Here is a 24,691-nt window from a genome sequence, read left to right as displayed (position 1 = left end):
TAGCAACTCCGGTTCAGCCGAACAAATCGTCTTGCGCGGGCCGGGGGCGGGATGGGACGGGCCGAGCCTTGAGCGCCGCGGGCGGTTGCAGCGTGCTCGTCGAAACGTCGAGCATGCCGTCGGCGAACTGAAGCGTAAGGGCGGGCTGGGCGGCCGCCACCGCCTTGCTCGACACCACCGGGCGGCCGGGCGCGCTCACCATGGCATAGCCGCGCTTGAGCGGGGAGTGCGGATCAAGCGAGAGGCGCAGGCGATCGAGCGCGGCAAGCCGCTCGGCCCCCTCGGCCATTTGCCGCTGCAGCATGGGCAGGGGCGAACGGACCCGGTCGAGCCGGTCCTGCCCGCTGCGCAAGTTCGCCCGCAGCAGAGCGCCCGAGAGGCGGTGGCGATCGTCCTGCAACACATGGCGCGCCTGCGCCGCACGGTCGGCCAGCCCGCGCCGCAGGCGTTCGCCGAGGTCGTCGAGCGCCTGGGCCTTGCGCGCCGCGATCTGGTCGGGCCGCGGGATGCGCGCGACCCGCGCTTCGAGCCGCTCGCGGCCCAGCGCCACCGGCCGCAGCGCGCACTTGCGCTGACGCAACCCGAACTCGTCGAGCGCCGCGGCAAGATCCCGCAGGACCGGCACCGCCATCTCGGCCGCGGCGGTCGGGGTCGGCGCCCGCCGATCGGCGGCATGATCGGCCAGCGTGGTGTCGGTCTCGTGGCCCACGGCGCTGATCACCGGGATCGGCGATTCGGCGATCGCGCGGACGACGACCTCCTCGTTGAAGCCCCACAGGTCCTCGATCGAGCCGCCACCGCGGGCGACGATCAGCAGGTCGGGGCGCGGCACGGCCCCACCTTCGGCCAAAGCGCCGAACCCGCGCACGGCGGCGGCGACCTGCTCGGCCGACCCCTGCCCCTGGACCAGCACCGGCCAGACCAGGACGCGGCTGGGAAAACGGTCGGCCAGGCGATGCAGGATGTCGCGGATCACCGCCCCGGTGGGCGAAGTGACCACGCCGATGACCGACGGCAGATAGGGCAGCGCCCGCTTGCGCTCGGGCGCGAAGAGGCCTTCCGCCGTGAGCCGCTGGCGCAGCTTCTCCAGCAGGGCGAGCAACGCGCCCTCGCCCGCGATCTCCATGCGCTCGATGACGATCTGGTAGTTCGACCGCCCGGGATAGGTCGTCAGCTTGCCGCTGGCGACGACCTCGATCCCGTCTTCCGGGCGGAAGCCGAGGCGCTCCACGCCGCCGCGCCACATCACGCCGTCGATCCGCGCGCCTTCGTCCTTCAGGCAGCAGTAGAGGTGGCCCGACGCGGCGCGCTTCACCCCGGACAGCTCGCCGCGCAGCTTCACGAAGCCGAATGCATCCTCGACCGTCCGCTTGAGCCGAGCGGAAATCTCGGTGATGGTCAGAGGCGCGGCGTTGTCCCCGGCCTGCCCCTTGGCTACGAGCCCCGCGTTACCAATGGCGTCGATTTCAGGAGAGCCGGGCATGAACATCCTTCTGCTGGGGTCGGGCGGGCGCGAACATGCGCTGGCGTGGAAGCTGGCGCAATCCCGCTTCATCGCCGCAGACGGCGGCAAGCTCTACTGCGCGCCGGGCAATCCCGGCATCGCAGACCATGCCGAGCTGGTCGAGCTTGACCCGGCGGACCACGCCGCGGTGATGAAATTCTGCCACGCAAAGGATGTCGATTTCGTCGTTGTCGGACCCGAAGCGCCGCTGGTGGCGGGTCTGGCCGACGAATTGCGCAGCGAAGGTATCGCGGTGTTCGGCCCGTCGAAGGCAGCCGCCCAGCTGGAAGGCAGCAAGGGCTTCACCAAGGATCTGTGCCAGCGGGCCGGCATTCCCACCGCCGGCTATGTCCGCACGACCTCGCTTGGCGAGGCGCGCGAGGCGCTTGGCGGTTTCGAGCCGCCCTACGTGCTCAAGGCTGACGGGCTTGCCGCGGGCAAGGGCGTGGTCATCGCCCAGACGCGCGAGGAGGCCGAAGCGGCGCTGGGCGAGATGTTCGGCGGCCAATTTGGACCAGCCGGGGCCGAGGTGGTGATCGAGGAATTCATGGAGGGTGAGGAGGCGAGCTACTTCGCCATCACCGACGGCGCGACCATCCTGCCGTTCGGCGGGGCGCAGGATCACAAGCGCGTGGGCGAAGGCGACACCGGCCCCAACACCGGCGGCATGGGCGCCTACAGCCCGGCGCCGATCCTGACCCCGGAGATCCGCGGCGAGGCGATCGCCCGGATCATCGGCCCGACCGTGAGGGCCATGGCGGACGAGGGGATGCCCTACGTCGGCGTGCTCTATGCCGGCCTGATGCTGACCCGCGAAGGGCCCAAGCTGGTCGAATACAATTGCCGCTTCGGCGATCCCGAATGCCAGGTCCTGATGATGCGGCTCGAGGAGGACCTGGGCGAATACCTCTATGCCGCCGCGACCAGCCGGCTGGCCTCACTGCCGGTGCCGAAGTTTTCCGACGACACCGCGATGACGGTCGTCATGGCCGCCAACGGCTATCCCGGCACGCCCGAGAAGGGCAGCCCGATCGACGTGGGCGAGGCCGAGCGCGACGGCGCGCTGGTGTTCCACGCGGGAACGACCGAAAACGGCGGCCGGCTGGTCGCCAATGGCGGGCGCGTGCTCAACGTGACGGCGCGGGCGCCTGACATCGGCGAGGCACGGCGCAAGGTCTACGACGCGGTCGAAGCCATCGATGCGCCGGGCCTGTTCTGCCGCCGCGATATCGGCTGGCGCGAACTGGCGCGGAGCAAGCGCTAGAGCCTGAGCGCGTCCCGCAGCGCCCAGAGCGGCAGGTGCGGGCGGGCGAGCGCCTGGTCGACCGCATAGGGCCACCAGCCCGGGCCGCACGGCCAGTAGAGCCGCACCGGCACGCCGAGCCGCCGCGCGAGCGCCTCGGTCCGGCGGCGCGGCAGGCCGCGCAGCTGCTCCAGTTCGCACGGCGTGCCCGCGGCAAGGAGAATCGCCAGCGCCTCCCCGGCCAGCGCCGGATCGTGCGTCGCCACGCCCACGGGAGCGCTGCGTCCGGCAAGGGTGCGGGCAAGCGCGAGATAGGCGCCGCGCGGATCCTCGGCGTCCCGGTCCGGGTCCGCCCATTCGCCGCGCACCAGCCGCACCCGGCACGGCGTGTCGCGCAGGGCAGCGGCGTCGGAGGGGCTGCGCCGCCAGCGCGCGGGAAGCGCCAGCCCGGCGGCGAATTCGTGTGCGAGGGCATGGATGCGATCGGCGTGCTCGGGCGCCATCGCATCGAATACCAGCGGCACGCCGGTCGCGGCGATGGCCCGCAGCAAGGTGCGGTCGTGGTCGAGGGCGTTGGACTTGATCGCCATCAGGGTCGGCAGGCCCCGCGCCCGCAGCGCTTCGGCCAGCGCGTGGCAGGCGGCGGCCACGGCCACGGGCGGCGCCCCGTCGGCATGGAAATAACCCGCCGTGGTGGCATAGCCGCGCCGCTCCAGCCGGGCGATCGCACGCGCGGTTTCCGCCGCGCCGGCGACCGGCACGGTCCGTTCGACCAGCTCGGGCAGGGCATGGCGGGCCGCCGACAGCCGCGCGCGAAGGGCGCTCACTTGGCCGGTACCGGGACCACCCGCTCCTGCAGCCAGCGCCCGGCGTCCGCCAGCCAGGCCGCCGCCCCCGGCAGGCTGCGCGGATAGGTCCTGACCTGCCAGCACGGCCGCTCGTCGCGGGTCCACAGGTCGGCGATCCAGGGCTCCGAATCGCCCATCAGCTCGAACGAGCGCATCCCCCGCCGCGCCGCATCGCCGATCGCATGGAGCATCAGCAGCGTGCCGGGCGAGCCGTGCGCGAAGCGTTCGTCGAACCCGATCTTGTAGAGCCAGTGGCGCCCGCACAGCTCGACCGCCAGGTGCATCGCGGCGATCCGGTCGCCCAGCCGCAGGAACGCCATCCGGCAGGCGCCGCGCTCGCTCGCATCCTTCAGATAGGCGCGGAAGAACGCCTCCTTGACCGGATCGCACAGGATCGCCGTGCCCGCCTTTGTCTTCCAGCTCGCGGCCTCGACCTTGATCGCCTGGTCGAACAGCGGATCGAACTCCTCCGGCCCGGGCGAGACGCTTTCGCAGGCGAGCGCACCGAACTCGGCGGCGCGGCGCGCGGCGCGGCGGAAATCCGACCGGCGGCGCGAGGTGAAGCGGCTTTCCGGCTCGTGCCAGCTTTCGTCCAGCGCGATCGTCGGACAGGGAGTCGCGGGCCGGATGCTGACCAGCCCGCGGCCCTTCATCGCCTCGACCAGCGCGGGGACGAAGGCCGACCCGGCCGGTACGCGGGCGAGCATCAGCGGGCGGGTCTCCTGCGCCACCAGGTCCGCCAGCCTCCGCGCGGCGACCGAATCGCGGCACAGCGCATCGCCCGGCTCGAACACCTCGTCGTCACCCGCCAGCCGCCAGCGCGCCAGGCGGCCGGCCTTGCGGGCGAGCGGCAGCAGCGCGTCGTAGCGGTTCTCGCTCTCGATCTGGAACAGCGCCAGCTCGTCGCCCATCAGCAGCGATTGGCGCAAGGCGGCGACGAAAGCGGCATCCTGCGTGGGCAAGCTGGCGCGGTCGGCCAGGTGCTGCCAGCCACGCGCGAGGGCGGCCGCGCCTTCTGGGCGGCGCAAGTCGAGCACCGGCGGGTGGATTGCGGTCTGGAACACCTGAAAGCCCCTTCTGGCGCGGAGGCTAGCCGGCAATTCCTAAGATTTTACGATGTGGTCGCGCACCAGCCACCCGGCGCTGGTGGCGGCCAGCGCGCAGGCCGCGAGCACGCCGCACAGCACCGCCGCCGAGCCCCCGGCCAGGTCGAGCAGGTATCCCCCGGCAAAGCTCATGGCGATGCCGCCGATCCGCCCGCTCGTCATCCCCAAGCCGATCCCCCGGGCGCGGACCTCGCCCGGATAGAGCAGGGTTGCCATCGCATAGAGCGTGGTGATGCCGAGGCTGGCGGCAAAGCCGATGGCGGCGGCTAGGCCGTAGATGAGGGCACGCGCGCCGGATGCTGCATCCAGCGTCAGTCCGAAGGCCGCCAGCAGCAGCGCGGTCAGCACGGCGCTGGCCAGCATGACCCGGCGCGAGCCCTGCGCCCGCGCCAGCCATCCGGCGGCGAAGGCTCCGAGGATCGAGCAGGCGTTGAACGCGAAGCTCGCCGCCAGCGCCTGGTCGAGCGTGAAGCCGGCGGCCGACAGGAACGAGGGCATCCAGGCGCCCAGGCCATAGACGATCGCGGTCAGCGCCGCGAAACTGAGCCCGGTCCCCAGGTTGAGCCGCCAGTAACGCTCGGAGAGCAGCCGTTCGGTGCGCTCGCCCGCCGCTGGGGAAGCTGGGCCCGTGCCGCCGCGTCCCGAAGCTTCGCGCAGGACGACAAGCAGGACCAGGCCGAGCACCACCGCCACCGTGCCCAGCGCGCCGAACACCCCGCGCCAGCCCAATGTCGGCAGCAGAACCGGCAGCATGGCCGCGCCGATCATGCCGCCGGCCGGGGTCCCCACCGCGAGCAGGGCCACAACGTGGGTGCGCCAGCGCAGCGCGGTCCATTCGCTGGTGAGCGCCAGCGCATTGGGCCCCGCAGCGCCGAAGCCGATCCCGCCGACCACGCGCAGCAGCGCCAGCGCCGCGACGTCGTCCACCCGGCTGACCGCCATCGTCGCCACTCCGAACAGGACCACCGCGAGTGCCAGCGCGCGCACCCGCCCGATCCGGTCGCCGAGCCAGCCACCGCCGGCGGCGCCGAAGGCCATGCCGAACAGCGCGGCGGCCATAGCGGAGCCGAAATCGGCCCGCGCCAGCCCCCATTCGGACATGATCAGCGGCGCGGTGAGCGCGAGGAGCTGGTAATCGAGCCCGTCGATCACCAGCGCCGCCAGGCACAGCCCGAGCGTGACGAGCCCGAAGGCCCGCAATCCCTCGCGCGTGCCGTCGGTCAAGTTATTCGGCTGCCCGCGCCGGCGGGACGGACCAGGCGCGGTCTTCGCCGACCCATGGCACCTGGCCGTTGATCCACAGGTCGACGTCGACGCTGGCGAAGCGCCATTCGCCGTCCTCGCCCCTGGCCGCCAGCGTGTCCCAGGTGCCCATGCCGAACACGCGGTTCTCGAACGTCTTCACGTCGTGCTGCAGGATCGACCAGAAGGCCTTGATGCGGATGTCGGCATCTTCATGCTGCATCAGCACGGCGGAGAAACGGTGCTGGCGGCCGAGGTAATGGTCGGGCCGGTCGTACCACAGCGAATCGGTGGCGCGTTTCAGGCCGTCGCGTCCCACGCATTGCCCCTGCGGCCAGTGCCGTAGCCAGCCGTCGGACGCGAAGGTCGCCGCGTAGCCTTCGAAATCCCCGGTATCGAGCGCCCAGCAGCAGCGCGCCATGAGATCGTCGATCTCGCGGCGATCCTCGAGCGAAACCTTGTGCGTCATGCCCATCCTCCCTCGGCCCGGAAGATGGACCGGAGCGAGGGGCGCGGCAAGAGCCTCTAGCCGAGCTTTTCGGCCATCAGCTTCTGCAGGTCGGCTTCGGGCCGGGCGCCGTAGTGGCTGATGATCTCGGCGGCGCAGATCGCCCCGCGGCGCAGGCATGTTTCGAGCGGCTCGCCGTTGACGTGGCCATAAAGGAAGCCCGCGGCGAACAGGTCGCCCGCGCCAGTGGTGTCGACCACAGTGGTGGGTTCGGCGCCGACTTCCGCCCGCTCGCCGGCCTGAAGCGCCACCGCGCCATCGGCGCTACGGGTCACGACCAGCGTCGGCACCTTGGGCGCAATCGCGGCCAGCCCGGCCTCGAAGTCCTGCTCGCCGGTCAGCGCCGCCAGCTCGGTGTGGTTGGCGAAGAGGATGTCGATCAGGCCCTCGTCGATCAGGGCGCGGAAATCGTCGCCGTGGCGATCGATCACGAACACTTCCGACAGCGTGAAGGCGACCTTGCGCCCGGCCGCGCGGGCGGCCTCGATGGCGCGGCGCATCGCGGCGCGCGGCTCTTCGGGGTCCCACAGGTAGCCTTCGAGGTAGAGCACCTTCGCCGCGCCGATCGCCCGTTCGTCCAGCGCGCTGGCGGGGAGGAACTGGCTCGCCCCAAGGAACGTGTTCATCGTGCGCTGCGCATCGGGCGTCACGAAGATCAGGCAGCGCGCGGTGGGCGGTTCCTGGTCGCGCATCGGGGTGTCGAAATCGATCCCGACCGCGCGGATGTCGTGCGCGAAGACCGCGCCGAGCTGGTCGTCGGCCACCTGGCCGATGAAGGCGCACTGCGCGCCCAGCGCGGAAAGGCCGGCCAGCGTGTTGGCGGCCGAGCCGCCGGAAATCTCGCGCGCCGGACCCATCGCGGCATAGAGGCTTTCGGCCCCGTCCGCGTCGACCAGCGTCATCCCGCCCTTGTTGAGTCCGAGTTCGTCGATCAGCTCGTCGGCGCAGGGCGCCATGACATCGACGATGGCGTTGCCGATGGCGATGACGTCGTAACGCGGATCGTTGCTGGGGTCGGGCATGAAGTTTCCTGTCGGTGGAGCGGACCGGCGCGCCTTAGCGGCGGATGGACGCAAGGCCAAGCGGCGCCATTGACTTGGGCCGCGGCCGTGCGGCACTGGCACGCGGGTGACGCTCCTTCCCACATCGCTGGCGCGCGGCTTCGGCGCCTTGGGCGAGCGCGCGGTCCTGCGCGTGCTGGCCAAGACGGTGCTGGCGACGCTGGCCGTCTTCGCGGTGCTCGGCACCGGCGGCTACTTCGCGCTCGAAGCCGGGCTGGAACGGCTGGGGCTGGGCGATACCGGCGCCGGCGCGCTCGTGGCGGTGCTGCTGGTGGTGGTCGCCTCGTGGCTGCTCTTCCGCCTGGTCGCCCTGGCCGTGCTGCAATTGTTCGCCGACGAGGTCGTGGTCGCGGTCGAGCGCCGGTCCTATCCCCGCGCGGCAGAGGAAGCGCGCAAGCTGCCGCTGTCCGAAGACGTGCGTAACGCGCTCGGCGGCGCCGCGCGGGCGGTGATCGCCAACCTGGTCGCCCTGCCCTTCGCGCTGGTGCTGCTGTTCACCGGGGTCGGCCCCGCGCTGGTGTTCTGGGCGGTCAACGCCTGGCTGCTCGGCCGCGAGCTGGTCGACATGGTCTGGCAGCGCCACCGCCCGTCGCGCGATGTCGCCGCGCCCGTCCCCAGGCTCGAGCAGTTCCTGCTCGGCGGGGCGATCGTGGCGCTGCTGGCCGTGCCGCTGGTCAATTTCCTCGCTCCGGTTCTCGGCGCCGCCGCCGCGACCCATCTCGTCCATGGCCGCCGGAGACTGGCCCATGCGTAGTGCCGCCCTGCTCCTGCTGCCGCTTGCCGCCGCCTGCGCGACGACCCCGACGCAGGGCCCGCGCGATCCCGGCCCGCCGCCGCCGCAGGCCCGCGTCGTGCCGCCCAGCCGCCCGCAGCAGCCCGCGCCGCAGGGCTTCGTCGTGCCGCAGATCCTGCGCGTCCCGGGCACCGAGCAGGTGATCGAACAGAACGGCACGGCGCTCGCCAACCTCTTCGGTCCGCCCCGGCTCGACGTGAAGGAAGGCGACGTGCGCAAGATGCAGTTCGCCAGCGAGGCCTGCGTGCTCGACGTCTTCCTCTATCCGCTGCGGCCCAATGCGGAGCCGGTGGCGACCTATCTCGACGCCCGCCGGGCGAGCGACGGGCTCGACGTCGACCGCGCCGCCTGCATCGCCGCGCTGCGCCGCCGGTAGTCCTTGCGCAGGTAACCTCGGCTTAAGCAAATGCCGCCATTGCCGAGCCCTTACTCGAGAGGGCCGGAACCGGATGAGCGTGCATTTCCCGCAGGTCGCCGACCAGGCGGCTGCCGCCGGTACCGTCACCGCCGCGGACATCCTCGCGCTGCGCCGTGAAGGCCGGGGCGACGAACAGATCGAGCTGGCCGAAGCCGAGGCGATCCTCGCGCTCGACGCCGCGCCGGGCCGCAGGCCCGCCGAATGGCGCGAATTCATGATCCGCGAGATCGCGCGGTTCGTGCTTACCGGGTGGGAGCCGAGGGACTACGTCACCGAGGAACAGGGCGAATGGCTCGCCGCGCGGATTGCGCCCGGCGGCCGGGTCGCCTCGCCCGATGGTCTGGAACTGCTCGTGCGTGTCTGCGAGCGGGCGCACAATGTCCCCGAGCTTCCGAAGCGCGTGGTTCTCGCCGAGATCGACCGCGCGGCGGCCACCGGGGAGGGTCCGACCCGTGCCGGCGGCGCTCCGGGGGCGGGGGTCGTGACCGATACCGAATGCACCGTCCTGCGCCGCACGCTCTTCGCCGCCGGGGGCGAGCGCACCGTCGCGGTGAGCCGCGAGGAGGCCGAACTGCTGTTCCGCCTCAAGGACCTGACGCCCGGCACGGCAGAGAATTCGCCCGCGTGGCCTAGGTTGTTCGTGGAGGGGGTCGGCAACTACCTCCAGGGGTACGCCGCGCTCTCCGCCCAGCTCAGCCCCGAACGCGCCGCCCAACTCGCAGCCGCCATGAACGACACGGCGACCCGCGTCGGCCGCTTCATCGGCCGCATGGCGCAAGGCGCAGACGGCGGGCTTGCCAGCGAACCGGATGGGTCGGACGAGCTGGAGCGGGCCCTGCTCGCCAATCTCGCCGCCGACGGGATCTGCCCGCCAGTCCGCACCTGAAACGAACGGCTCGGCCTCAGACGGTGAAGCTCTCGCCGCAGCCGCAGGCGCCCTTGGCGTTGGGATTGGTGAAGACGAAGCCGGCGGCGAAGTCGTCCTCCACCCAGTCCATCGTGCTGCCCACCAGGTAGAGCACGCTGGCGCCATCGATGTAGAACGTGCCGCCGGGCGTCTCGATCTTCTCGTCGAACGCGGCTTCCTCGCTCACGTAATCGACCGAATAGGCGAGCCCGGAGCAGCCCCGGCGCGGGGTCGACAGCTTGACCCCGATCGCACCCTCGGGCGCGCTCGCCATCAACTCCGCGACACGCGCCTCGGCCGAGGGGGTCAGGGCGACGGCGGCCTTGGGGGCGGGGCGGAGGGTGGTTTGGGTGGTCATGGCAGTTTCTTCTCCCAGAACTGGGCGGTCCCGGCCTCCGCTTCAAGGGCGTAGGGGCCGTAACCCAGTGCGGCGTAGAGCGATTGGGCGGGCCGGTTGCCCGAAAGCACCTCCAGCGTGACCTTGCACGCCCCGCGCGCCCGTGCCTCGCCTTCGATCGCGTCGAGCAGCGCCTTGCCCACGCCGCGCCCGCGATATTCGGGCAGGACGCCCATGTCGTGGACGTTGACCAGCGGCAGCGCGGCGAAGGTGGAGAACCCCGCCATGCAGTTGGCGATCCCGGCCGGCCGACCGTCGACCCGGGCGATCAGCGAGAACGCGCCGGGCGCCGCGGCCAGCCCCGCCACGAGGCGACTGGTGACTTCGGGCGCAAGCGGCACGCCGCCGCCCATCGGATCGCGCGCATAGGCGTCGGTCAGCAGCACCACGTCCGCCGCGTCGAGCGGATCGGCATAGTCCGCCGCGGCGACGGTCAGGTGCGGCGCGGAAGGCACGGGGCGCTGGTCGATGACGGTCTGCATGGGCGCGCTCAGAGCATGCCCAGTTCGAGCCGGGCCTCGTCGGTCATCTTGTCCGGCCCCCAGGGCGGATCCCACACGAGATTGACCTCGGCATCGCGCACGCCCGGCACGCTGGCGACGCGCAGTTCCACCTCGCCGGGCATCGATTCGGCCACCGGGCAGTGCGGCGTGGTCAGCGTCATGGTCACGTGCGCCCCGCCCTCGGCATCGACCTCGACGCCGTAGATCAGGCCCAGGTCGTAGATGTTCACCGGGATTTCCGGATCGTAGATTTCCTTCAGCGCCTCGACCACCGCCTCGTACAGGTCACCGCCCGGCTCGCCCGGAGTGACCGCGGCGGGCTTGTGCGACAGGAAACCTTCCAGATAGTCCTTCTTGCGCTCGAGCTTCTCGGCCGCAGGTTCGGCGCCGCCGGCATCCGCCGGCGCATTTTCCACGCGGCCCCGTGGCGGCGGCGTGACGGCATCGACTTCCTCGATGGTGAAGGGCTTGCCCCCTTGGCCGATTGTGTCGGTCATCCGAATATCCTCCTGGTCCGTTCGATCCCGCGCACCAGGGCCGCGACGTCGTTTTCATCGGAATAGAGCCCGAAGCTCGCCCGCGCGGTGGCGGGCACGCCGAGCCGGTCCATCAGCGGTTGCGCGCAGTGATGTCCCGCGCGGATCGCCACGTTCTCCTCGTCGAGAATGGTGCCGAGATCGTGCGGGTGAATCCCGTCGAGCGCGAAGCTGACGATCCCGGCGCTGTCGCCGGGCCCGAACAGCGTGACGTCGTTCATCCGCCCCAGCTCGTCGCGCAGCAGCGCGACCAGCCCGGCCTCGTGCGCATGGATCGTCTCCAGGCCGATCGACGCGACGTAGTCGCAGGCCACCGCCAGGCCGATCGCCTCGACGATCGCCGGGGTCCCGGCCTCGAACCGCGCGGGCGGCGCGGCGAAGGTCGTTTTGGCGAAGGTGACGCGGTCGATCATCGCCCCGCCGCCCTGCCACGGGGGCATTGCGGCGAGCAGGTCGCCCCGGCCCCACAAGGCGCCGATGCCGGTCGGCCCGTAGAGCTTGTGCCCCGAGAAGGCGTAGAAATCGCAGTCGAGCGCCGCCACGTCGACCGGCAGGCGCGGCACCGCCTGGCACCCGTCGAGCAGCAGCCTGGCGCCCACCGCATGGGCGATGCGCGCGGCGCGCCCGGCATCGAGCACCGAGCCCAGCACGTTCGAGACGTGCGCGAAGGCGACCATCGTGTGCTCGGACGTCAGCATCGCTTCGGCGGCGTCGAGATCGATCCGGCCGTCCGCCGTCAGCGGACAGACGTCGACCTGCCAGCCGGCGAGCTGCCACGGCACGATGTTGGAATGGTGCTCCAGCTCGGAGAGCAGCACGCGGCCTTTTTCGGGATAGCTGTAGGCGACGAGATTGATCGCCTCGGTCGCGCCGCGCGTGAAGACGATCTCGTCCTCCGCGCCGCCGATGAAGGCCGCGACCCGCCGCCGCGCCGCTTCGTAGCCCAGCGTCATTTCGGCCGAGCGGCCGTAGACGCCCCGGTGGACGGTGGCGTAGTCGGCGCCGATCGCCCGCGTCACCGCATCGATCACCGCGCGCGGCTTTTGCGCCGTGGCGGCCGAATCGAGATAATGCCACGGCTCGCCCGAAGCGGTCACCAGACCCGGGAAGTCGGCCTTGCGGCTCATGGTCGCCATGACGTTCACGCCATGTCCCCCAGCGCGCGCAGCGCCGCATCGAGCAGCGCTTCCTGCGCTTGCGGATCCGAATGCGCGGCGAAGGCGTCGGCGATGAAGGCGCGGACCAACAGCTTGCGCGCAGCCTCGGGCGGCAACCCGCGCGCGGCCATGTAGAAGGCGGCCGTCTCGTCCATCTGGCCGATCGCGGCGCCGTGGGCGCACTTCACGTCGTCGGCATAGATTTCCAGTTCCGGCTTGGCGTTGGCGGTCGCCCCGCGTTCGAGCAGCAGGCCCTTGAAGTTCTGCCCCGCGTCGGTCTTCTGGGCATCGCGCTCGACCGAAAGCTTGCCGAGGAAATTCCCCGTGGCGGTGCCCCAGTGGACCGCGCGCACGACCTGGTCGCTGGTGGCGTCGGGCTCGGCATGGGTCACGCGGGTGACGAACTCGCGGGTCGCGTCCCCGCCGCCGATGGTCACCCCGCCGAACTGGAAATGCGCGCCCCGGGCCAGCCGCACCTCGACTTCCAGCCGGGTATAGGCGCTCGCCGAAGCCAGTGCGAAGATCTCGGCCCGCGCGCCCTCGCCCACGTCCAGCCGCACGCGGTGGATGCCGGGATGCGCATCGTCGAGAATCAGGTCCTTCGCGCGCGTTTCGCCCGGCGCCAGCGTGGCTTCGTGCCACACGTCGAGGTCGGCCGGCGCGAGGTCGGCCAGGGCCTCGGGATCGGCGTAGCGCCAGTCCTCGTCGCGGATGGTCGGCATATGGCTCACGCGGGGACGGCCCCCGTTTCGGCCCCGGCGATGCTCTCGTAGCCCTCGGTTTCAAGTTGCCGCGCCAGGTCCGGCCCGCCGCTGGTGACGATGCGGCCCCTGGCCAGCACGTGGACCCGGTCGGGCTGCACGTAATCGAGCAGGCGCTGGTAGTGGGTGATCAGCAGCACGCCCTTGCCGGGCTGGCGCATGATCGCGTTGATCCCCTCGCCCACGATCCTGAGCGCGTCGATGTCGAGGCCCGAATCGGTCTCGTCGAGCACGGCGAACTGCGGATCGAGCACGCCCATCTGGACCATCTCTGCGCGCTTCTTCTCGCCGCCCGAGAAGCCGACGTTCACCGGCCGCTTGAGCATGTCCATGTCCATCCTGAGCAGCCCGGCCTTTTCCTTGGCCAGCTTGAGGAACTCGCCGCCCGACAGCGGCGCTTCCCCACGCGCCGTGCGCTGCGCGTTGAGTGCCTCGCGCAGGAACTGGACGTTGGAGACGCCGGGAATCTCGACCGGGTACTGAAAGCCGAGGAACAGGCCGGCAGCGGCACGTTCGTGCGGTTCGAGAGCAAGCAGGTCCTGGCCGGCGAAGGTCACCGAGCCGCCGGTCACCTCGTAGCCCGGACGCCCGCCCAGCACATAGGACAGCGTCGACTTGCCCGCGCCGTTGGGCCCCATGATCGCGTGGACCTCGCCCGCGCCGACCTCGAGGGTCAGGCCGCGGAGGATCTCGGTCCCGCCGACGGTGGCGTGAAGGTTGTCGATTTTGAGCATTACGAATTCAGTCCGGTGAAGTTGGAGACGGCGTAGGCGATCTCGCCGTTGAGGCGGCGCTTGGCGTCGTCGCGCGCATCCTCGCGCGCCTCGCGCTGGCGGGGCGTGATGCGCTCGTCCGGCGGATAGGCGGCGTCCACCGCATCGAGCCGCGCCTTGCGCAGCCGGGTGATCTGCGGCGCGCATAGCGTGCGGAGCGCGACGACCGCGGCCAGCAGGCTTTCGCGCGGCGCACCGGGCGCGCCGCTGGTCAGGCAGATGCGCGCCTTGCGTTCGAGCTCGGCGGGGGTCTGCCCCTCGACCTGCGCGGTCACGGGCGTGGCACAGAGCAGGAGCGAAAGCGCGGCGAAGGCGGTGCGGCTCATCGGTCGCTCCTTTCGGGGCGCGGGCGGCGGTTGGGCCGCTCGTAGTTCTGGTTGGGATTGGCCTCGCGGTGGGTGCGGGCGGCTTCCTTGCGGTCGGCGATCCGGCTGCGCATGCCTAGCGTTATGCGCTCGAGCACCTCGTCGATGTTCTCGATGATGTCAGCCGCCTTGATCCGCATCACGCGGATGCCGACGGCCTCGAGGCTCTTGTCGCGCCGCTTGGCGAGCGTCTCGTCCTCGCCTTCCTCGTCGATGTCGATCGCCATGCCCAGGACGTGGCAGTTGAAGTCGACGATCGCGCTGCCGACCACCGCGTGCCGCTTGAAGGCGTACTTGCCGAGATCGGCCTTGGTGAACCGCTCGGCCAGCGCCTTGTGCGCCTCCGACGAATGCCGCCGCATGTCGCGCGCGCGCTCATGCAGCGTGTCGAGCCGCTTCTCGCTGATTTCCCAGCCGCGGCCCTTCTTCTTGATGGCCGGCGCCTCGGCCGCTTCGCCGAGCTTGAGCTTGAGGGTCTTGCGCTCGGTCACCCCACGCTCCCTTCAAGCGAAATCGCCAGCAGCTTCTGCGCCTCGACGGCGAATTCCATCGGCAGTTCCTTCAGCACTTCCTTGGCGAAGCCGTTGACGATCAGCGCCACCGCCTCCTCCGCGCCCAGCCCGCGCTGCATGGCGTAGAACAGCTGGTCGTCGCTGATCTTGCTGGTGGTCGCCTCGTGCTCGATCTGCGCGGTCGGGTTCTTGACCTCGATGTAAGGCACGGTGTGCGCCCCGCATCTATCGCCCAGCAGCAGCGAATCGCACTGCGTGAAGTTGCGCACGCCGTCGGCATTGGCGGCCACGCGGACGAGGCCGCGATAGGTGTTGTTCGACTTGCCCGCGCTGATGCCCTTGGAGATAATCGTGCTGCGGCTGCCCTTGCCGTTGTGGATCATCTTGGTGCCGGTGTCCGCCTGCTGGAAATTGTTGGTCACCGCGACCGAGTAGAACTCGCCCACGCTGTCCTCGCCGTTGAGGACGCAGCTCGGGTACTTCCAGGTGACGGCGCTGCCGGTCTCGACCTGGGTCCAGGATACCTTGCTGCGCGCGCCCTGGCACAGCGCCCGCTTGGTGACGAAGTTGTAGATCCCGCCCACGCCCTCGGCGTTGCCGGGGTACCAGTTCTGCACGGTCGAATACTTGATCTCCGCATCCTCCAGCGCGACCAGCTCGACCACGGCGGCGTGGAGCTGGTTCTCGTCGCGCATCGGCGCGGTGCAGCCCTCGAGATAGCTGACGTAGGAGCCCTTTTCGGCGATGATCAGCGTGCGTTCGAACTGGCCCGTGTTCTCGGCATTGATGCGGAAATAGGTGCTGAGCTCCATCGGGCAGCGCACGCCCTCGGGAATGTAGACGAAGGTGCCGTCGGAGAAGACCGCGCTGTTGAGCGTGGCGAAGTAGTTGTCGCGCACCGGCACGACCTTGCCCAGCCACTTGCGGACCATGTCGGGATATTCGCGGATCGCCTCGCTGATCGACAGGAACACGACGCCCGCGCGCTTGAGCTCCTCGCGGAAGGTGGTGGCGACCGAGACGCTGTCGAACACCGCGTCGACCGCGACCTTGCGCGCGCCCTCGACGCCGGCGAGCACTTCCTGCTCGGCGATCGGGATGCCGAGCTTGTCGTAGACCGCCTTGATGTCGGGATCGAGTTCGTCGAGCGATCCGAGCGTCGGCTTCTTGCGCGGCGCGGCGTAGTAGTAGGCGTCCTGGTAGTCGATCGGCGGATAGCCGAGCTTGGCCCAGTCCGGCTCGGCCATCGTCTGCCACAGGCGGAACGCCTTGAGCCGCCAGTCGAGCATCCATTCCGGCTCGTTCTTTTTCGCACTGATGAAGCGGACCGTGTCCTCGCTCAGCCCCTTGGGGGCGTAGTCGGTCTCGATCTCGCTCGACCAGCCGTGCTCGTAGTCGGCCGCCTTGGCAGCGGCGTCGCGCGCGGCGCGGTCGGTCACGTCGATGTCCTCGCTCATGCCGGCACCTCCGGCCCCTTCTGGGCGAGCTGGATCAGCGACACCCCGGCAAGCGCCCCGCGCATCGCGGCGTTGACCTGGCCCCAGTGCGGCTGAACGTTGCAACTGCCCTCCAGCGCGCAGTCGTGCCGGCCGGTCTCGACGCAGGCGGTCAGCGCGATCGGGCCTTCGACCGCCTCGACGATATCGGCCAGGGTGATCGCCGCCGCGGGCCGAGCCAGTTGCAGCCCCCCGCCCGCGCCGCGCACGCTGCGCAGCAGTCCGGCCTTGCTGAGCAGGCTGACGAGCTTCTGCACTGTGGGCAGCGGCAGGCCCGTCTCGTGCGCCAGCGCGGTCGCGCTGGTGCGAGCCCCGCCGCAATGGCGCGCGGCCGCGCTCATCGCGACGACGGCATAATCGGCCATGGAAGAGAGGCGCATCGGAGCCCTTCGGTTGAAATCGGACGGATTTGGTCCGGTTCACCTAGGGACGGATGCTCGGGTTGCAATCGAAAACCCGTTGTTGCGAGTCGTTTGCACGCAGCGCCAGCGACGAGCCAAAAAAATGGGGCGGCCCACGCTGGAGCCGCCCCAATCCAAGTAAAAGAACTCGATTCGCATCGAGCCCTTCGGGTCGCAGCGCGCTGATAGGCGCACCCGGGTCCGTCGCGCTTGTAGAAAAGCGACACATTTTCCGTGACAAACGCCCGGCGGCCATTCTGACAGCGATTGTCACACACTGTTGCCAATCGACACCACTTGGCCCCGCTGCCATAGCCCGGCGCAATGCTCTACCGGCTCCTCCGCCCCGCGCTGTTCGCCCTCGAAGCCGAGCAGGCCCACGGCCTGGCCCTGGCGGCGCTCAAGCTGCGGCCCGGGATCGGCGGCCCCCCGAAAGCGGGCAGGCTGGCGGTCGAGGTCGCCGGTCTCGGCTTCCCCAACCCGGTCGGCATGGCGGCGGGATTCGACAAGGACGCCGAGGTGCCCGACGCGCTGCTCGCCCTCGGGTTCGGCTTTGCCGAGGTCGGGTCGATCACGCCGCTGCCCCAGCCCGGCAACCCGAAGCCCCGGCTTTTCCGGCTGGTCGAGGATCGCGCGGTCATCAACCGCATGGGCTTCAACAACGGCGGGGGCGACACCGCGGCGAAGCGCCTGGAGGCCCGCAAGGGCCGTGCCGGGATCGTCGGCGTCAACGTGGGTGCCAACAAGGATTCGGCCGACCGGATTGCCGACTATGCCGCGATGGCCCGGACGATGGCCCCGCTGGCAAGCTATCTGGCAATCAACGTGTCGAGCCCCAACACCCCCGGCCTGCGCGCGCTGCAGGACGCCGGCGCCCTGGCCGAACTGCTCGATGCCGTGCTCGAGGCGCGCGGCGAGCATGGCCCCCCGGTGTTCCTCAAGGTCGCGCCCGACCTCGAGCTGTCCGACGTGGTGGCGATCTCGCGGCTCGCCTGCGACCGCAAGCTCGGCGCGCTCATCGTGTCCAACACCACCATCTCGCGGCCCGAACTGCATTCGCACCATGCGGGCGAGGCCGGCGGGCTTTCGGGCGCGCCGCTGCGCGACCTGGCCCTGGCCCGGCTGCGCGACTTCCGCGGGGCGACGGCAGGCACGATCCCGCTGGTGGGCGTGGGCGGCATCGCCACGGCCGAGGACGCCTGGGCCCGCATCCGCGCCGGGGCCAGCCTGGTGCAGCTGTACAGCGCGATGGTCTACGAAGGACCGGGAATCGCCCGCCGCATGGTGAACGGGCTCGAACGGCTGATGGCGCGTGACGGCTACGCCACCATTGCCGAGGCCGTCGGGAGCGAATAGCAGGGCGGGAATGTCGCCTCGCATCCTGACGTTCGCCTGCGCTTCCCTGCTCCTGCTGCAGGGCTGCGCCACCCTCCCCACCCCCACCGCTCCGGCAGCCGATAGCGGCGGACTGGTCAGCGCGGCCGATCCGCGCGCCTCCGAAGCCGGCGCCGCCATGCTGCGGCAGGGCGGCAGCGCGACCGATGCGGCGATCGCCACGATGCTCGCGCTCACGGTGGTCGAGCCGCAGAGCTCGGGCATCGGCGGCGGCGGGTTCTTCGTGCGCGGCACGCCGGCCGGCGAAGTCGCGACGCTCGACGGGCGCGAGACCGCCCCCGCCGGGGCCGACGGCCAGTGGTTTCTCGGCCCCGACGGCAAGCCGCTCGGCTTCATGCAGGCGGTGATCTCGGGCCGCAGCGTGGGCGTCCCGGGCAACATCCGGCTCGCCGAGGAGGCACACCGCCGGTACGGCAAGCTGCCCTGGTCCGCGCTGTTCGCGCCGGCCATCGCCCTGGCAGACGGGGGCTGGACTCTGACCGAGCGGGGGCGCGAATTCCTGCTCCGCTCGAAGGACCGCGCGGCGCACCAGGACGATCTCGCCGCGACATATTACGATGCGGCGGGGACCGCGCGCCCGGTCGGCACGCGGCTGCGCAACCCTGCGCTGGCCGAAACCCTGCGGCAGATCGCCGCGCAAGGCCCGGTGTGGTTCTATTCCGGCGCCAACGCCGCGGCGATCGCGTCCGAAACGGCGGCCGAGACGACCCGCGCGGGCGCGATGACCGTGGCCGACGTGCAGTCCTACCGTGCCAAGGAGCGGCCCGAGGTCTGCGGCCAATACCGCGTCTATCGCATCTGCGGCATGGGTCCGCCCAGCTCGGGTGCGACGACCGTCTATGCGATCCTCAAGCAGCTCGAACGGTTCGACCTCAAGGCGCTGGGGCCGCAATCCGCGACCTTCTGGCACCTGTTCGCCGAGTCCCAGCGGCTCGCCTATGCCGACCGCGAGCTGTATCTGGCCGACAGCGACTTCATCGCCGTTCCGGTCGCCGGGCTGACCGATGCGGCCTATCTGGCGCAGCGCGGCCAGGCGATCGCCGCCGACCGCACGATGCCGACGCCGGCAGCAGGGAGCCCGCCGGGCGTGGCGCTGTCGCTGGCCGACGGCGACGAGCCGGAGGAGCGCGGTACCTCGCACTTCGTCGCGATCGATCGCTGGGGCAACGCGGTCACCTATACCTCCACTATCGAGGGCACCTTCGGTTCGGGGATCGTCGTGGGCGGTTACTATCTGAACAACGAGCTGACCGATTTCAGCTTCGTGCCCGACCAGGGCGGCAAGCCGGTGGCCAACCGGGTCGAAGGCGGCAAGCGGCCGCGCAGTTCGATGGCCCCGACGCTGGTCTACGGGCCCGACGGCAAGCTCGTCATGGCCGTCGGCGCGGCAGGCGGGGCGACGATCCCGGTGCAGGTCGCGCGCGCGCTGATCGGCGTGCTCGACTTCGGCCTTTCGCCCGCCGATGCCGCGGCCCTGCCGGTGCTGTTCTCGCCCGGCGATGCGCTGGCGGTCGAGCAGGGCAGCTATCTCGAGGCGATGATCCCCCGGCTCGTCGCGCTGGGCCATGCGCAGGTTACCGCCCGCCAGTTGCCGCTGAAGATCAATCTGGCGGTCCACGGCCCGAACGGCTGGGCCGGCGCGGCGGACCCGCGCAGCGACGGGGCAGTCGCCGCGGAGTAGCTTGCCCGGGAACCTCGCCCCGCCTAAGCCGTCGCGCCAGAGACGCCGCCAGAGCGTCCACGTTTGGAAGGAGAGTGCGGGCCCTTGCAGCTGAGCGATTTCGAAGCCGCCCCCAACCTCGTCACGCTGTTCCTGCAGCGGGCCGACGAGTTGGGCGACAAGCCGTTCCTCGTCGCCAAGCGCGACCGCCAGTGGCAACCGATGACGTGGCGCGAAGCAGCCGACGCCGTCTGCCTGCTGGCCGAATCGCTGCGCTCGATGGGCCTGACCGACGGCGACCGCGTGATGCTGGTGATGGAAAACCGGCCCGAGTGGGCGATTGCCGACCTGGCGATCATGGCCGCGGGCTGCGTGACCACGCCGGCCTATACGACCAACACCGAACGCGACCACGAGCACATTCTGCAGAATTCCGGCGCGCGGGCGGCACTCGTTTCCACACAGAAGCTGGCGACGCCGCTGGTCAAGGCGATGATCCAGTCCGGGCAAGCCGAACACATCGTGGGCATAGAGCCGCTGAGGACCGGGCAGACCGGGGCGTTCGCGTGCCATGTCTGGGCGAACCTGACGAGCGGCGATGCTGCCCCGGCGCGCGCCGCGGTGGATGCGCGCATGGCGAGCGTGGGCCGGCGCGATCTGGCCTGCATAATCTACACAAGCGGCACGAGCGGCGCCCCGCGCGGGGTGCAGCTGCCGCACGGCGCAATCCTGCACAACGTCGATGCCGCCGCGCGCGTGCTGGTGGAGGATTTCGGCTGGGGCGAGGAGCGTTTCCTCTCCTTCCTGCCGCTCAGCCATGCGCTTGAACATACCGCGGGCCTGTTCCTGCCGATCGGCATGGGCGCGGAGATCTGGTTCGCCGAGGGGTTGGACAAGCTGGCGAGCAATCTGGAGGAGGCGCGACCGACGATCATGGTCGTCGTCCCGCGGTTGTTTGAACTGATCCGCGACCGCATGGTCAAGGCGGTGGAGAAGCAGGGCAAGCTCGCCAACTGGCTGCTCGACCGGGCGCTGACCCTGTCCGAAAACAAGGCGAGCGGGCGGCGCTCGATGCTCGACTGGCCGGTCGAGCGCTTGCTGGCCCGCACCATCGCACCCAAGGTGCAGGCGCGCTTCGGCGGGCGCATCAAGGCGCTGGTTTCGGGCGGCGCACCGCTCAACCCCGAGATCGGGACGTTCTTCGAGACGATGGGCCTCGTCACGCTGCAAGGCTACGGCCAATCGGAGGCGGCGCCGCTGATCAGCGTCAACCGCCCCTCGGTCGGCGTCGACCTGTCCACCGTCGGGCCTCCGGTGCGGGGAGTGCAGGTCAAAATTGCCGACGACGGCGAAATCCTCGCCCGCGGCGAATGCGTGATGCTGGGTTACTGGCGCGATCCCGAGGCGACGGCGCGCACTGTTGTCGACGGCTGGCTGCACACCGGCGACATCGGCCATTTCGACGACAAGGGCCGGATCGTCATCACCGACCGCAAGAAGGACATAATCGTCAACGACAAGGGCGACAACATCGCCCCGCAGCGGCTCGAATCGATGCTCACCCTGCAGCCGGAAATCGCGCAGGCGATGGTGAGCGGCGACAAGCGGCCCTACATCGTCGCGCTGATCGTGCCCGATTGCGAATGGGCCGCCGAATGGGCGCAGGCGCAGGGGGAGCGGTTCGACATGGTCGCGCTGCAGAACCTGCCCGCCTTCCGCGGCGCGATGCGCAGCGCCATCGACCGGGTCAACGGCGAGCTTTCGGTGATCGAGAAGATCCGCCAGTTCGCCTTTGCCGACGAAGGCTTCACGACCGAGAACGGGATGCTGACCCCGAGCATGAAGATCCGCCGCGGGCCGATCCGCGACAAATACCAGGCCCGGCTCGACGCGCTCTACAAGGGGTGATCGCCCTCAGGGGAAGATCGTGATGAACAGGTAGGTCGCGAAGATCACCAGGTGGATGATGCCCTGGACGATGGTGGTGCGACCGGTGCCCAGCGTCAGGGTCGCCACCAGCAGCGTCAGGGCCAGCAGCACGATCGAGCGCATCGACAGGCCCAGTTCCAGGTCGAGCCCCATCAGCAGCGCCGTGCCCGCAACGGCGGGAATGGTCAGCCCGATCGTGGCGAGCGCCGATCCGATCGCGAGGTTGAGGCTGGTCTGGACCTTGTTGGCCCGCGCCGCGGCAACGGCCGTGAACCCCTCGGGCGCGAGGACCAGCGCGGCGATCAGGATTCCGACCAGAGCCTGCGGCGCCCCCAGGGCGAAGACCAGCGCCTCGATGGAGCTCGACAGCGTCTTGGCCAGCAGAACGACGGCGATGAGCGCGGCCACCAGCGCGAGGCCGGCGGCGGCGGCCTTGCTGCGCGTCACCGGGCCGTGCGGCGCGTGGACCTGCGCGCCCGGATCGTGCTGGAAATGGTCGCGATGGCGGATGGTCTGCGCGGCCACGAAGGTGCCGTAGATCAGCAGCGAGATGACCGAGACGAAGATCAGCTGCTCGGCGGTGTAGAACGGGCCGCGCTCGCTGACGGTGAAGTTGGGCAGCACCAGGGTGAGCACGGCGAGCGTCGCCAGCATGGCCAGCGACACGCTCACGCCCGACTGGGTGTAGCTCTGTTCGTGATGCCGCCCGCCGCCGACCAGCAGGCACAGGCCGACGATGGCGTTGATCGTGATCATGATCGCCGCGATCAGCGTGTCGCGCGCCAGGGTCTGCGCGCCCGATCCCTCGCTCAGCATGATCGACACGATGAGCGACGTCTCGATGACGGTGACCGCAAGCGCGAGAACCAGCGTGCCGAACGGCTCGCCCAGGTAATGCGCCACGGTTTCTGCGTGATAGACCGCCGCCATGATCGAACCGCCGAGCAGCACGGCCAGCACGATGGTCAGCCAGGCGCCGGCCGGCTCGATCGCCAGGACCGCGGCCACCGCGACCACGGGGACGACGACGCTCCAGGCGCTCAGGCCGCCGAGGGTCGGGAGTCGGGTGCTTGCGGGCCGCGGGTCCGTCATGCCCCGGCTATAGCGCGGGAAGACCCGCTGCCAACGGAAAAGGGCGGCGGCGTCAGGCCGCTTCGGCTTCGACCCTCTCGGGGTAGAACTGCGGCTCGCGCTCCGACCAGCCGGGCGCGGTGGCGGCGGCCTCGCTGAGCGACTGGAGCAGCATCTTGCGGCGCGCCGGGCGGATCTGCGGCAGCGCCGCGGCGGCGCAGAATGCGGCCGGCAGCCACGGCCGCGCCTTCGCGCCCAGCAGGCGTTCGTAGAGGAAGCGGTAGGCCGAGAAGCACTCGATCCGCTCCAGCGCCAGGTCCTGCGCGGTGATCCGCATCAGCGGACCCATGAAATCGATCAGCCCGTCCAGCGTCGTTTCGCACGGCACCTTGTCGGCCAGCAGGCGCAGCTCGCGATAGGCCAGGTACTGGCCGCGAATCGCCGAGCCGTCGCCGTCGTGCGACCAGGTCTTGAAGGCGTCGCCGCGCGCCAGTGCGATGTCGAGGCTGCGCTCGATGAACAGCTGTTCGGCTTCGGTGAAGCTGGCGAATTCCCGCAGTTCGGCGATCGTCAGCGATGCAGTCCCGGTCCTGGCCATAGGTGCCCCCGTTTGTGTCTGGGGGCGAATGTCACCGATTGTGGTTAGCGTTCGGTAAAGGGCGGCAAACTTTTCGTGGATTGCACCAGCGGCGGGAATTGGCGGCCCTGCACAATTGGCGCACTTTCGCCGCGCGGTCGCGAAGGAGTTGGTCGATGGAAAACCATGGCGCTCTCGTCGGATGGACGCATCAGGACACGCCGGCGCAAATCCTGCTGCGGCTCGAAAGCGTGAAAACGGTCGAGGACGGCCGCCGGCTCGATCCCGACATGCTGCGCCTGTTGATGACGAAGCAACAGGCGGCCCTGCTGGGCAATTACCTGATCCAGGCCTCGGGCCTGCGCCCGGCCGAACCGCGGGCGCGAACCTGGCTGGCGCGGATGTTCGGCTAGATCAGCCCGGCCAACGGGCTGCTGGGATCGGCATACTTTCGGGTCGCCATGCGCCCGGCGAGATAGGCCGCCCGGCCCGCTTCCACGGCCAGCTTCATCGCGCGGGCCATCAGCACGGGATCCTTCGCCTCGGCGATGGCGGTGTTCATCAACACCCCGTCACAGCCCAGTTCCATCGCGACCGCCGCGTCGCTCGCCGTGCCGACCCCGGCATCGACCAGCACGGGCACCTTGGCGCCTTCCACGATCAGGCGGATCGTCACGCGGTTCTGGATGCCCAGCCCGCTGCCGATCGGCGCGCCCAGCGGCATGATCGCCACCGCGCCCGCGCTTTCGAGCTGCTGCGCGGCGATCGGGTCGTCCACGCAGTAGACCATCGGCTTGAAGCCTTCGTTCGCCAGCACTTCGCAGGCAGACAAGGTCTCGCGCATGTCGGGATAGAGCGTGCGCGCTTCGCCCAGCACCTCCAGCTTGACCAGGTCCCAGCCGCCTGCCTCGCGCGCCAGGCGCAGCGTGCGGATCGCCTCGTCGGCGGTGAAGCAGCCGGCGGTGTTGGGCAGATAGGTGATCTTCGCCGGATCGATGTAGTCCATCAGCACCGGCTGGGTGGGATCGGAAATGTTCACCCGGCGCACCGCCACGGTGACGATTTCGGCGCCGCTCGCCTCGACCGCTGCGGCATTCTGCGCGAAATCGCGGTACTTGCCGGTGCCGACGATCAGCCGGGAGGTGAATGTATGGCCGGCAACGGTCCAGGTGTCGGAAGCGGTGGTGGTGGTCTGCATGTCCATGCCGGGCGAGGTAGGCTCCGCATTGATGCGGCGCAAGAAACTAACCGCCGGTGCGGCGCGAACATGTCGCGGGCTCGCTTGCCATGCCCGCGTGCGTCAGCCGCCGCCGACGAAGTGCACGATCTCGAGTACGTCCCCGTCGGCCAGCGACGCCTGAGCGTGGGTCGAACGCGGCACGATGACTCCGTTACGCTCCACCGCGACCTTCTCGGGCTTGAGGCCGAGTTCGGTCACCAGCGAGCGGATCGTTTCGGCACTGGACCGGCGCGGCTCGCCGTTGACCGTCAGGGAAAGAAGGGGGCCCATGCCATCCAGATAGCGCGA

General features: G+C 70.3%; 28 protein-coding genes. 8 read left to right on the top strand and 20 right to left on the bottom strand.

Annotation, left to right across the window (positions count from 1 at the left end; all coding sequences use genetic code 11):
• Positions 1-13: 13 nt before the first annotated feature.
• A complete protein-coding gene (xseA, locus tag ACWPMZ_RS12115) occupies positions 14-1,483 on the bottom strand; it encodes an exodeoxyribonuclease VII large subunit (protein ID WP_455704319.1) in 1,470 nt (489 codons plus the stop codon).
• Here xseA and purD point away from each other — a divergent pair.
• On the top strand, positions 1,482-2,768 hold the full coding sequence (purD, locus tag ACWPMZ_RS12110) for a phosphoribosylamine--glycine ligase (protein WP_455704318.1): 1,287 nt from the start codon (positions 1,482-1,484) through the stop codon (positions 2,766-2,768). The two genes, xseA and purD, sit on opposite strands and share 2 nt — an antisense overlap.
• Here the strand turns inward: purD and ACWPMZ_RS12105 are convergent.
• The 5 genes from ACWPMZ_RS12105 to ACWPMZ_RS12085 are packed head-to-tail and all read right to left on the bottom strand — an operon-like array spanning position 2,765 to position 7,473.
• The gene (locus ACWPMZ_RS12105) at positions 2,765-3,574 is read right to left on the bottom strand and encodes a proline dehydrogenase (RefSeq protein WP_455704317.1); all 810 of its coding nucleotides are present in this window, start codon (positions 3,572-3,574) and stop codon (positions 2,765-2,767) included. The two genes, purD and ACWPMZ_RS12105, sit on opposite strands and share 4 nt — an antisense overlap.
• The gene (locus ACWPMZ_RS12100) at positions 3,571-4,659 is read right to left on the bottom strand and encodes a GNAT family N-acetyltransferase (RefSeq protein ID WP_455704316.1); all 1,089 of its coding nucleotides are present in this window, start codon (positions 4,657-4,659) and stop codon (positions 3,571-3,573) included. Before ACWPMZ_RS12100 ends, ACWPMZ_RS12105 begins: the two co-directional genes overlap by 4 nt.
• A gap of 39 nt (positions 4,660-4,698) precedes the next feature.
• Positions 4,699-5,925 (bottom strand): MFS transporter, encoded by a 1,227-nt coding sequence (locus ACWPMZ_RS12095; protein ID WP_455704315.1) that lies wholly within the window; start codon positions 5,923-5,925, stop codon positions 4,699-4,701.
• 1 nt (position 5,926) lies between these two features.
• A complete protein-coding gene (locus tag ACWPMZ_RS12090; protein WP_455704314.1) occupies positions 5,927-6,412 on the bottom strand; it encodes a nuclear transport factor 2 family protein in 486 nt (161 codons plus the stop codon).
• A gap of 56 nt (positions 6,413-6,468) precedes the next feature.
• The gene (locus tag ACWPMZ_RS12085; protein ID WP_455704313.1) at positions 6,469-7,473 is read right to left on the bottom strand and encodes an adenosine kinase; all 1,005 of its coding nucleotides are present in this window, start codon (positions 7,471-7,473) and stop codon (positions 6,469-6,471) included.
• A 106-nt stretch (positions 7,474-7,579) separates the two neighbouring features.
• Here ACWPMZ_RS12085 and ACWPMZ_RS12080 point away from each other — a divergent pair, with 106 nt between their 5' ends.
• From ACWPMZ_RS12080 to ACWPMZ_RS12070, 3 genes are all read left to right on the top strand, one after another.
• Positions 7,580-8,266, top strand: coding sequence for an EI24 domain-containing protein (locus tag ACWPMZ_RS12080; protein ID WP_455704312.1), 687 nt, complete (start codon positions 7,580-7,582; stop codon positions 8,264-8,266).
• Positions 8,259-8,681 carry a hypothetical protein gene (locus ACWPMZ_RS12075; protein ID WP_455704311.1) on the top strand — a complete coding sequence of 141 codons (423 nt, stop codon included), beginning with the start codon at positions 8,259-8,261 and terminating at the stop codon, positions 8,679-8,681. The genes ACWPMZ_RS12080 and ACWPMZ_RS12075 overlap by 8 nt, the downstream gene beginning before the upstream one ends.
• 73 nt (positions 8,682-8,754) lie before the next feature.
• Entirely contained in the window at positions 8,755-9,609 is an 855-nt protein-coding gene (locus ACWPMZ_RS12070; RefSeq protein ID WP_455704310.1) for a hypothetical protein, read from the top strand.
• 16 nt (positions 9,610-9,625) lie between these two features.
• On the opposite strand, the gene ACWPMZ_RS12065 is transcribed toward ACWPMZ_RS12070, so the two are convergent.
• The 10 genes from ACWPMZ_RS12065 to ACWPMZ_RS12020 are packed head-to-tail and all read right to left on the bottom strand — an operon-like array spanning position 9,626 to position 16,510.
• Positions 9,626-9,988 (bottom strand): HesB/IscA family protein, encoded by a 363-nt coding sequence (locus ACWPMZ_RS12065; protein ID WP_455704309.1) that lies wholly within the window; start codon positions 9,986-9,988, stop codon positions 9,626-9,628.
• Complete coding sequence (locus ACWPMZ_RS12060) at positions 9,985-10,509, bottom strand: GNAT family N-acetyltransferase (RefSeq protein ID WP_455704308.1); 525 nt, start codon at positions 10,507-10,509, stop codon at positions 9,985-9,987. Before ACWPMZ_RS12060 ends, ACWPMZ_RS12065 begins: the two co-directional genes overlap by 4 nt.
• A gap of 8 nt (positions 10,510-10,517) precedes the next feature.
• Positions 10,518-11,027 (bottom strand): SUF system Fe-S cluster assembly protein, encoded by a 510-nt coding sequence (locus tag ACWPMZ_RS12055; RefSeq protein ID WP_455704307.1) that lies wholly within the window; start codon positions 11,025-11,027, stop codon positions 10,518-10,520.
• A complete protein-coding gene (locus ACWPMZ_RS12050) occupies positions 11,024-12,202 on the bottom strand; it encodes an aminotransferase class V-fold PLP-dependent enzyme (protein WP_455704306.1) in 1,179 nt (392 codons plus the stop codon). Before ACWPMZ_RS12050 ends, ACWPMZ_RS12055 begins: the two co-directional genes overlap by 4 nt.
• Before the next feature lie 5 nt (positions 12,203-12,207).
• Positions 12,208-12,945, bottom strand: a complete 738-nt coding sequence (locus ACWPMZ_RS12045; protein WP_455705144.1) for a SufD family Fe-S cluster assembly protein — start codon at positions 12,943-12,945, stop codon at positions 12,208-12,210.
• A 5-nt stretch (positions 12,946-12,950) separates the two neighbouring features.
• Positions 12,951-13,718 carry a Fe-S cluster assembly ATPase SufC gene (gene sufC, locus ACWPMZ_RS12040; protein WP_455704305.1) on the bottom strand — a complete coding sequence of 256 codons (768 nt, stop codon included), beginning with the start codon at positions 13,716-13,718 and terminating at the stop codon, positions 12,951-12,953.
• A complete protein-coding gene (locus ACWPMZ_RS12035; protein ID WP_455704304.1) occupies positions 13,718-14,083 on the bottom strand; it encodes a hypothetical protein in 366 nt (121 codons plus the stop codon). Before ACWPMZ_RS12035 ends, sufC begins: the two co-directional genes overlap by 1 nt.
• Complete coding sequence (locus ACWPMZ_RS12030) at positions 14,080-14,613, bottom strand: endonuclease domain-containing protein (RefSeq protein ID WP_455704303.1); 534 nt, start codon at positions 14,611-14,613, stop codon at positions 14,080-14,082. The genes ACWPMZ_RS12035 and ACWPMZ_RS12030 overlap by 4 nt, the downstream gene beginning before the upstream one ends.
• Positions 14,610-16,091: a Fe-S cluster assembly protein SufB gene (gene sufB / locus ACWPMZ_RS12025; RefSeq protein WP_455704302.1), complete on the bottom strand. Its 1,482-nt coding sequence runs from the start codon at positions 16,089-16,091 to the stop codon at positions 14,610-14,612. The genes ACWPMZ_RS12030 and sufB overlap by 4 nt, the downstream gene beginning before the upstream one ends.
• The gene (locus tag ACWPMZ_RS12020; protein ID WP_455704301.1) at positions 16,088-16,510 is read right to left on the bottom strand and encodes an RrF2 family transcriptional regulator; all 423 of its coding nucleotides are present in this window, start codon (positions 16,508-16,510) and stop codon (positions 16,088-16,090) included. Before ACWPMZ_RS12020 ends, sufB begins: the two co-directional genes overlap by 4 nt.
• A gap of 345 nt (positions 16,511-16,855) precedes the next feature.
• Between ACWPMZ_RS12020 and ACWPMZ_RS12015 the strand changes: the two genes are divergently transcribed.
• The 3 genes from ACWPMZ_RS12015 to ACWPMZ_RS12005 all read left to right on the top strand — a co-directional run bounded on the left by ACWPMZ_RS12015 (position 16,856) and on the right by ACWPMZ_RS12005 (position 21,494).
• On the top strand, positions 16,856-17,887 hold the full coding sequence (locus ACWPMZ_RS12015) for a quinone-dependent dihydroorotate dehydrogenase (protein ID WP_455704300.1): 1,032 nt from the start codon (positions 16,856-16,858) through the stop codon (positions 17,885-17,887).
• Between the two features lie 10 nt (positions 17,888-17,897).
• Positions 17,898-19,607 (top strand): gamma-glutamyltransferase, encoded by a 1,710-nt coding sequence (gene ggt / locus ACWPMZ_RS12010; protein ID WP_455704299.1) that lies wholly within the window; start codon positions 17,898-17,900, stop codon positions 19,605-19,607.
• Positions 19,608-19,691: 84 nt separating this feature from the next.
• Positions 19,692-21,494 (top strand): AMP-dependent synthetase/ligase, encoded by a 1,803-nt coding sequence (locus ACWPMZ_RS12005; protein WP_455704298.1) that lies wholly within the window; start codon positions 19,692-19,694, stop codon positions 21,492-21,494.
• A 6-nt stretch (positions 21,495-21,500) separates the two neighbouring features.
• Here ACWPMZ_RS12005 and ACWPMZ_RS12000 read toward each other — a convergent pair whose 3' ends face one another.
• Both ACWPMZ_RS12000 and ACWPMZ_RS11995 read right to left on the bottom strand, forming a co-directional pair.
• Positions 21,501-22,607 (bottom strand): calcium:proton antiporter, encoded by a 1,107-nt coding sequence (locus tag ACWPMZ_RS12000; protein ID WP_455704297.1) that lies wholly within the window; start codon positions 22,605-22,607, stop codon positions 21,501-21,503.
• Positions 22,608-22,659: 52 nt separating this feature from the next.
• The gene (locus tag ACWPMZ_RS11995) at positions 22,660-23,184 is read right to left on the bottom strand and encodes a hypothetical protein (RefSeq protein WP_455704296.1); all 525 of its coding nucleotides are present in this window, start codon (positions 23,182-23,184) and stop codon (positions 22,660-22,662) included.
• A gap of 155 nt (positions 23,185-23,339) precedes the next feature.
• On the opposite strand from ACWPMZ_RS11995, the gene ACWPMZ_RS11990 reads away from it, so the two are divergent.
• On the top strand, positions 23,340-23,576 hold the full coding sequence (locus tag ACWPMZ_RS11990; RefSeq protein ID WP_455704295.1) for a hypothetical protein: 237 nt from the start codon (positions 23,340-23,342) through the stop codon (positions 23,574-23,576).
• Here ACWPMZ_RS11990 and ACWPMZ_RS11985 read toward each other — a convergent pair.
• Positions 23,573-24,361, bottom strand: coding sequence for a thiazole synthase (locus ACWPMZ_RS11985; RefSeq protein WP_455704294.1), 789 nt, complete (start codon positions 24,359-24,361; stop codon positions 23,573-23,575). The two genes, ACWPMZ_RS11990 and ACWPMZ_RS11985, sit on opposite strands and share 4 nt — an antisense overlap.
• A gap of 102 nt (positions 24,362-24,463) precedes the next feature.
• Positions 24,464-24,673, bottom strand: a complete 210-nt coding sequence (gene thiS / locus ACWPMZ_RS11980) for a sulfur carrier protein ThiS (RefSeq protein WP_455704293.1) — start codon at positions 24,671-24,673, stop codon at positions 24,464-24,466.
• Between the last annotated feature and the right edge of the window lie 18 nt (positions 24,674-24,691).

This window comes from Tsuneonella sp. HG222, assembly GCF_053819185.1.
This window is presented reverse-complemented; position numbering and strand designations above follow the sequence as displayed.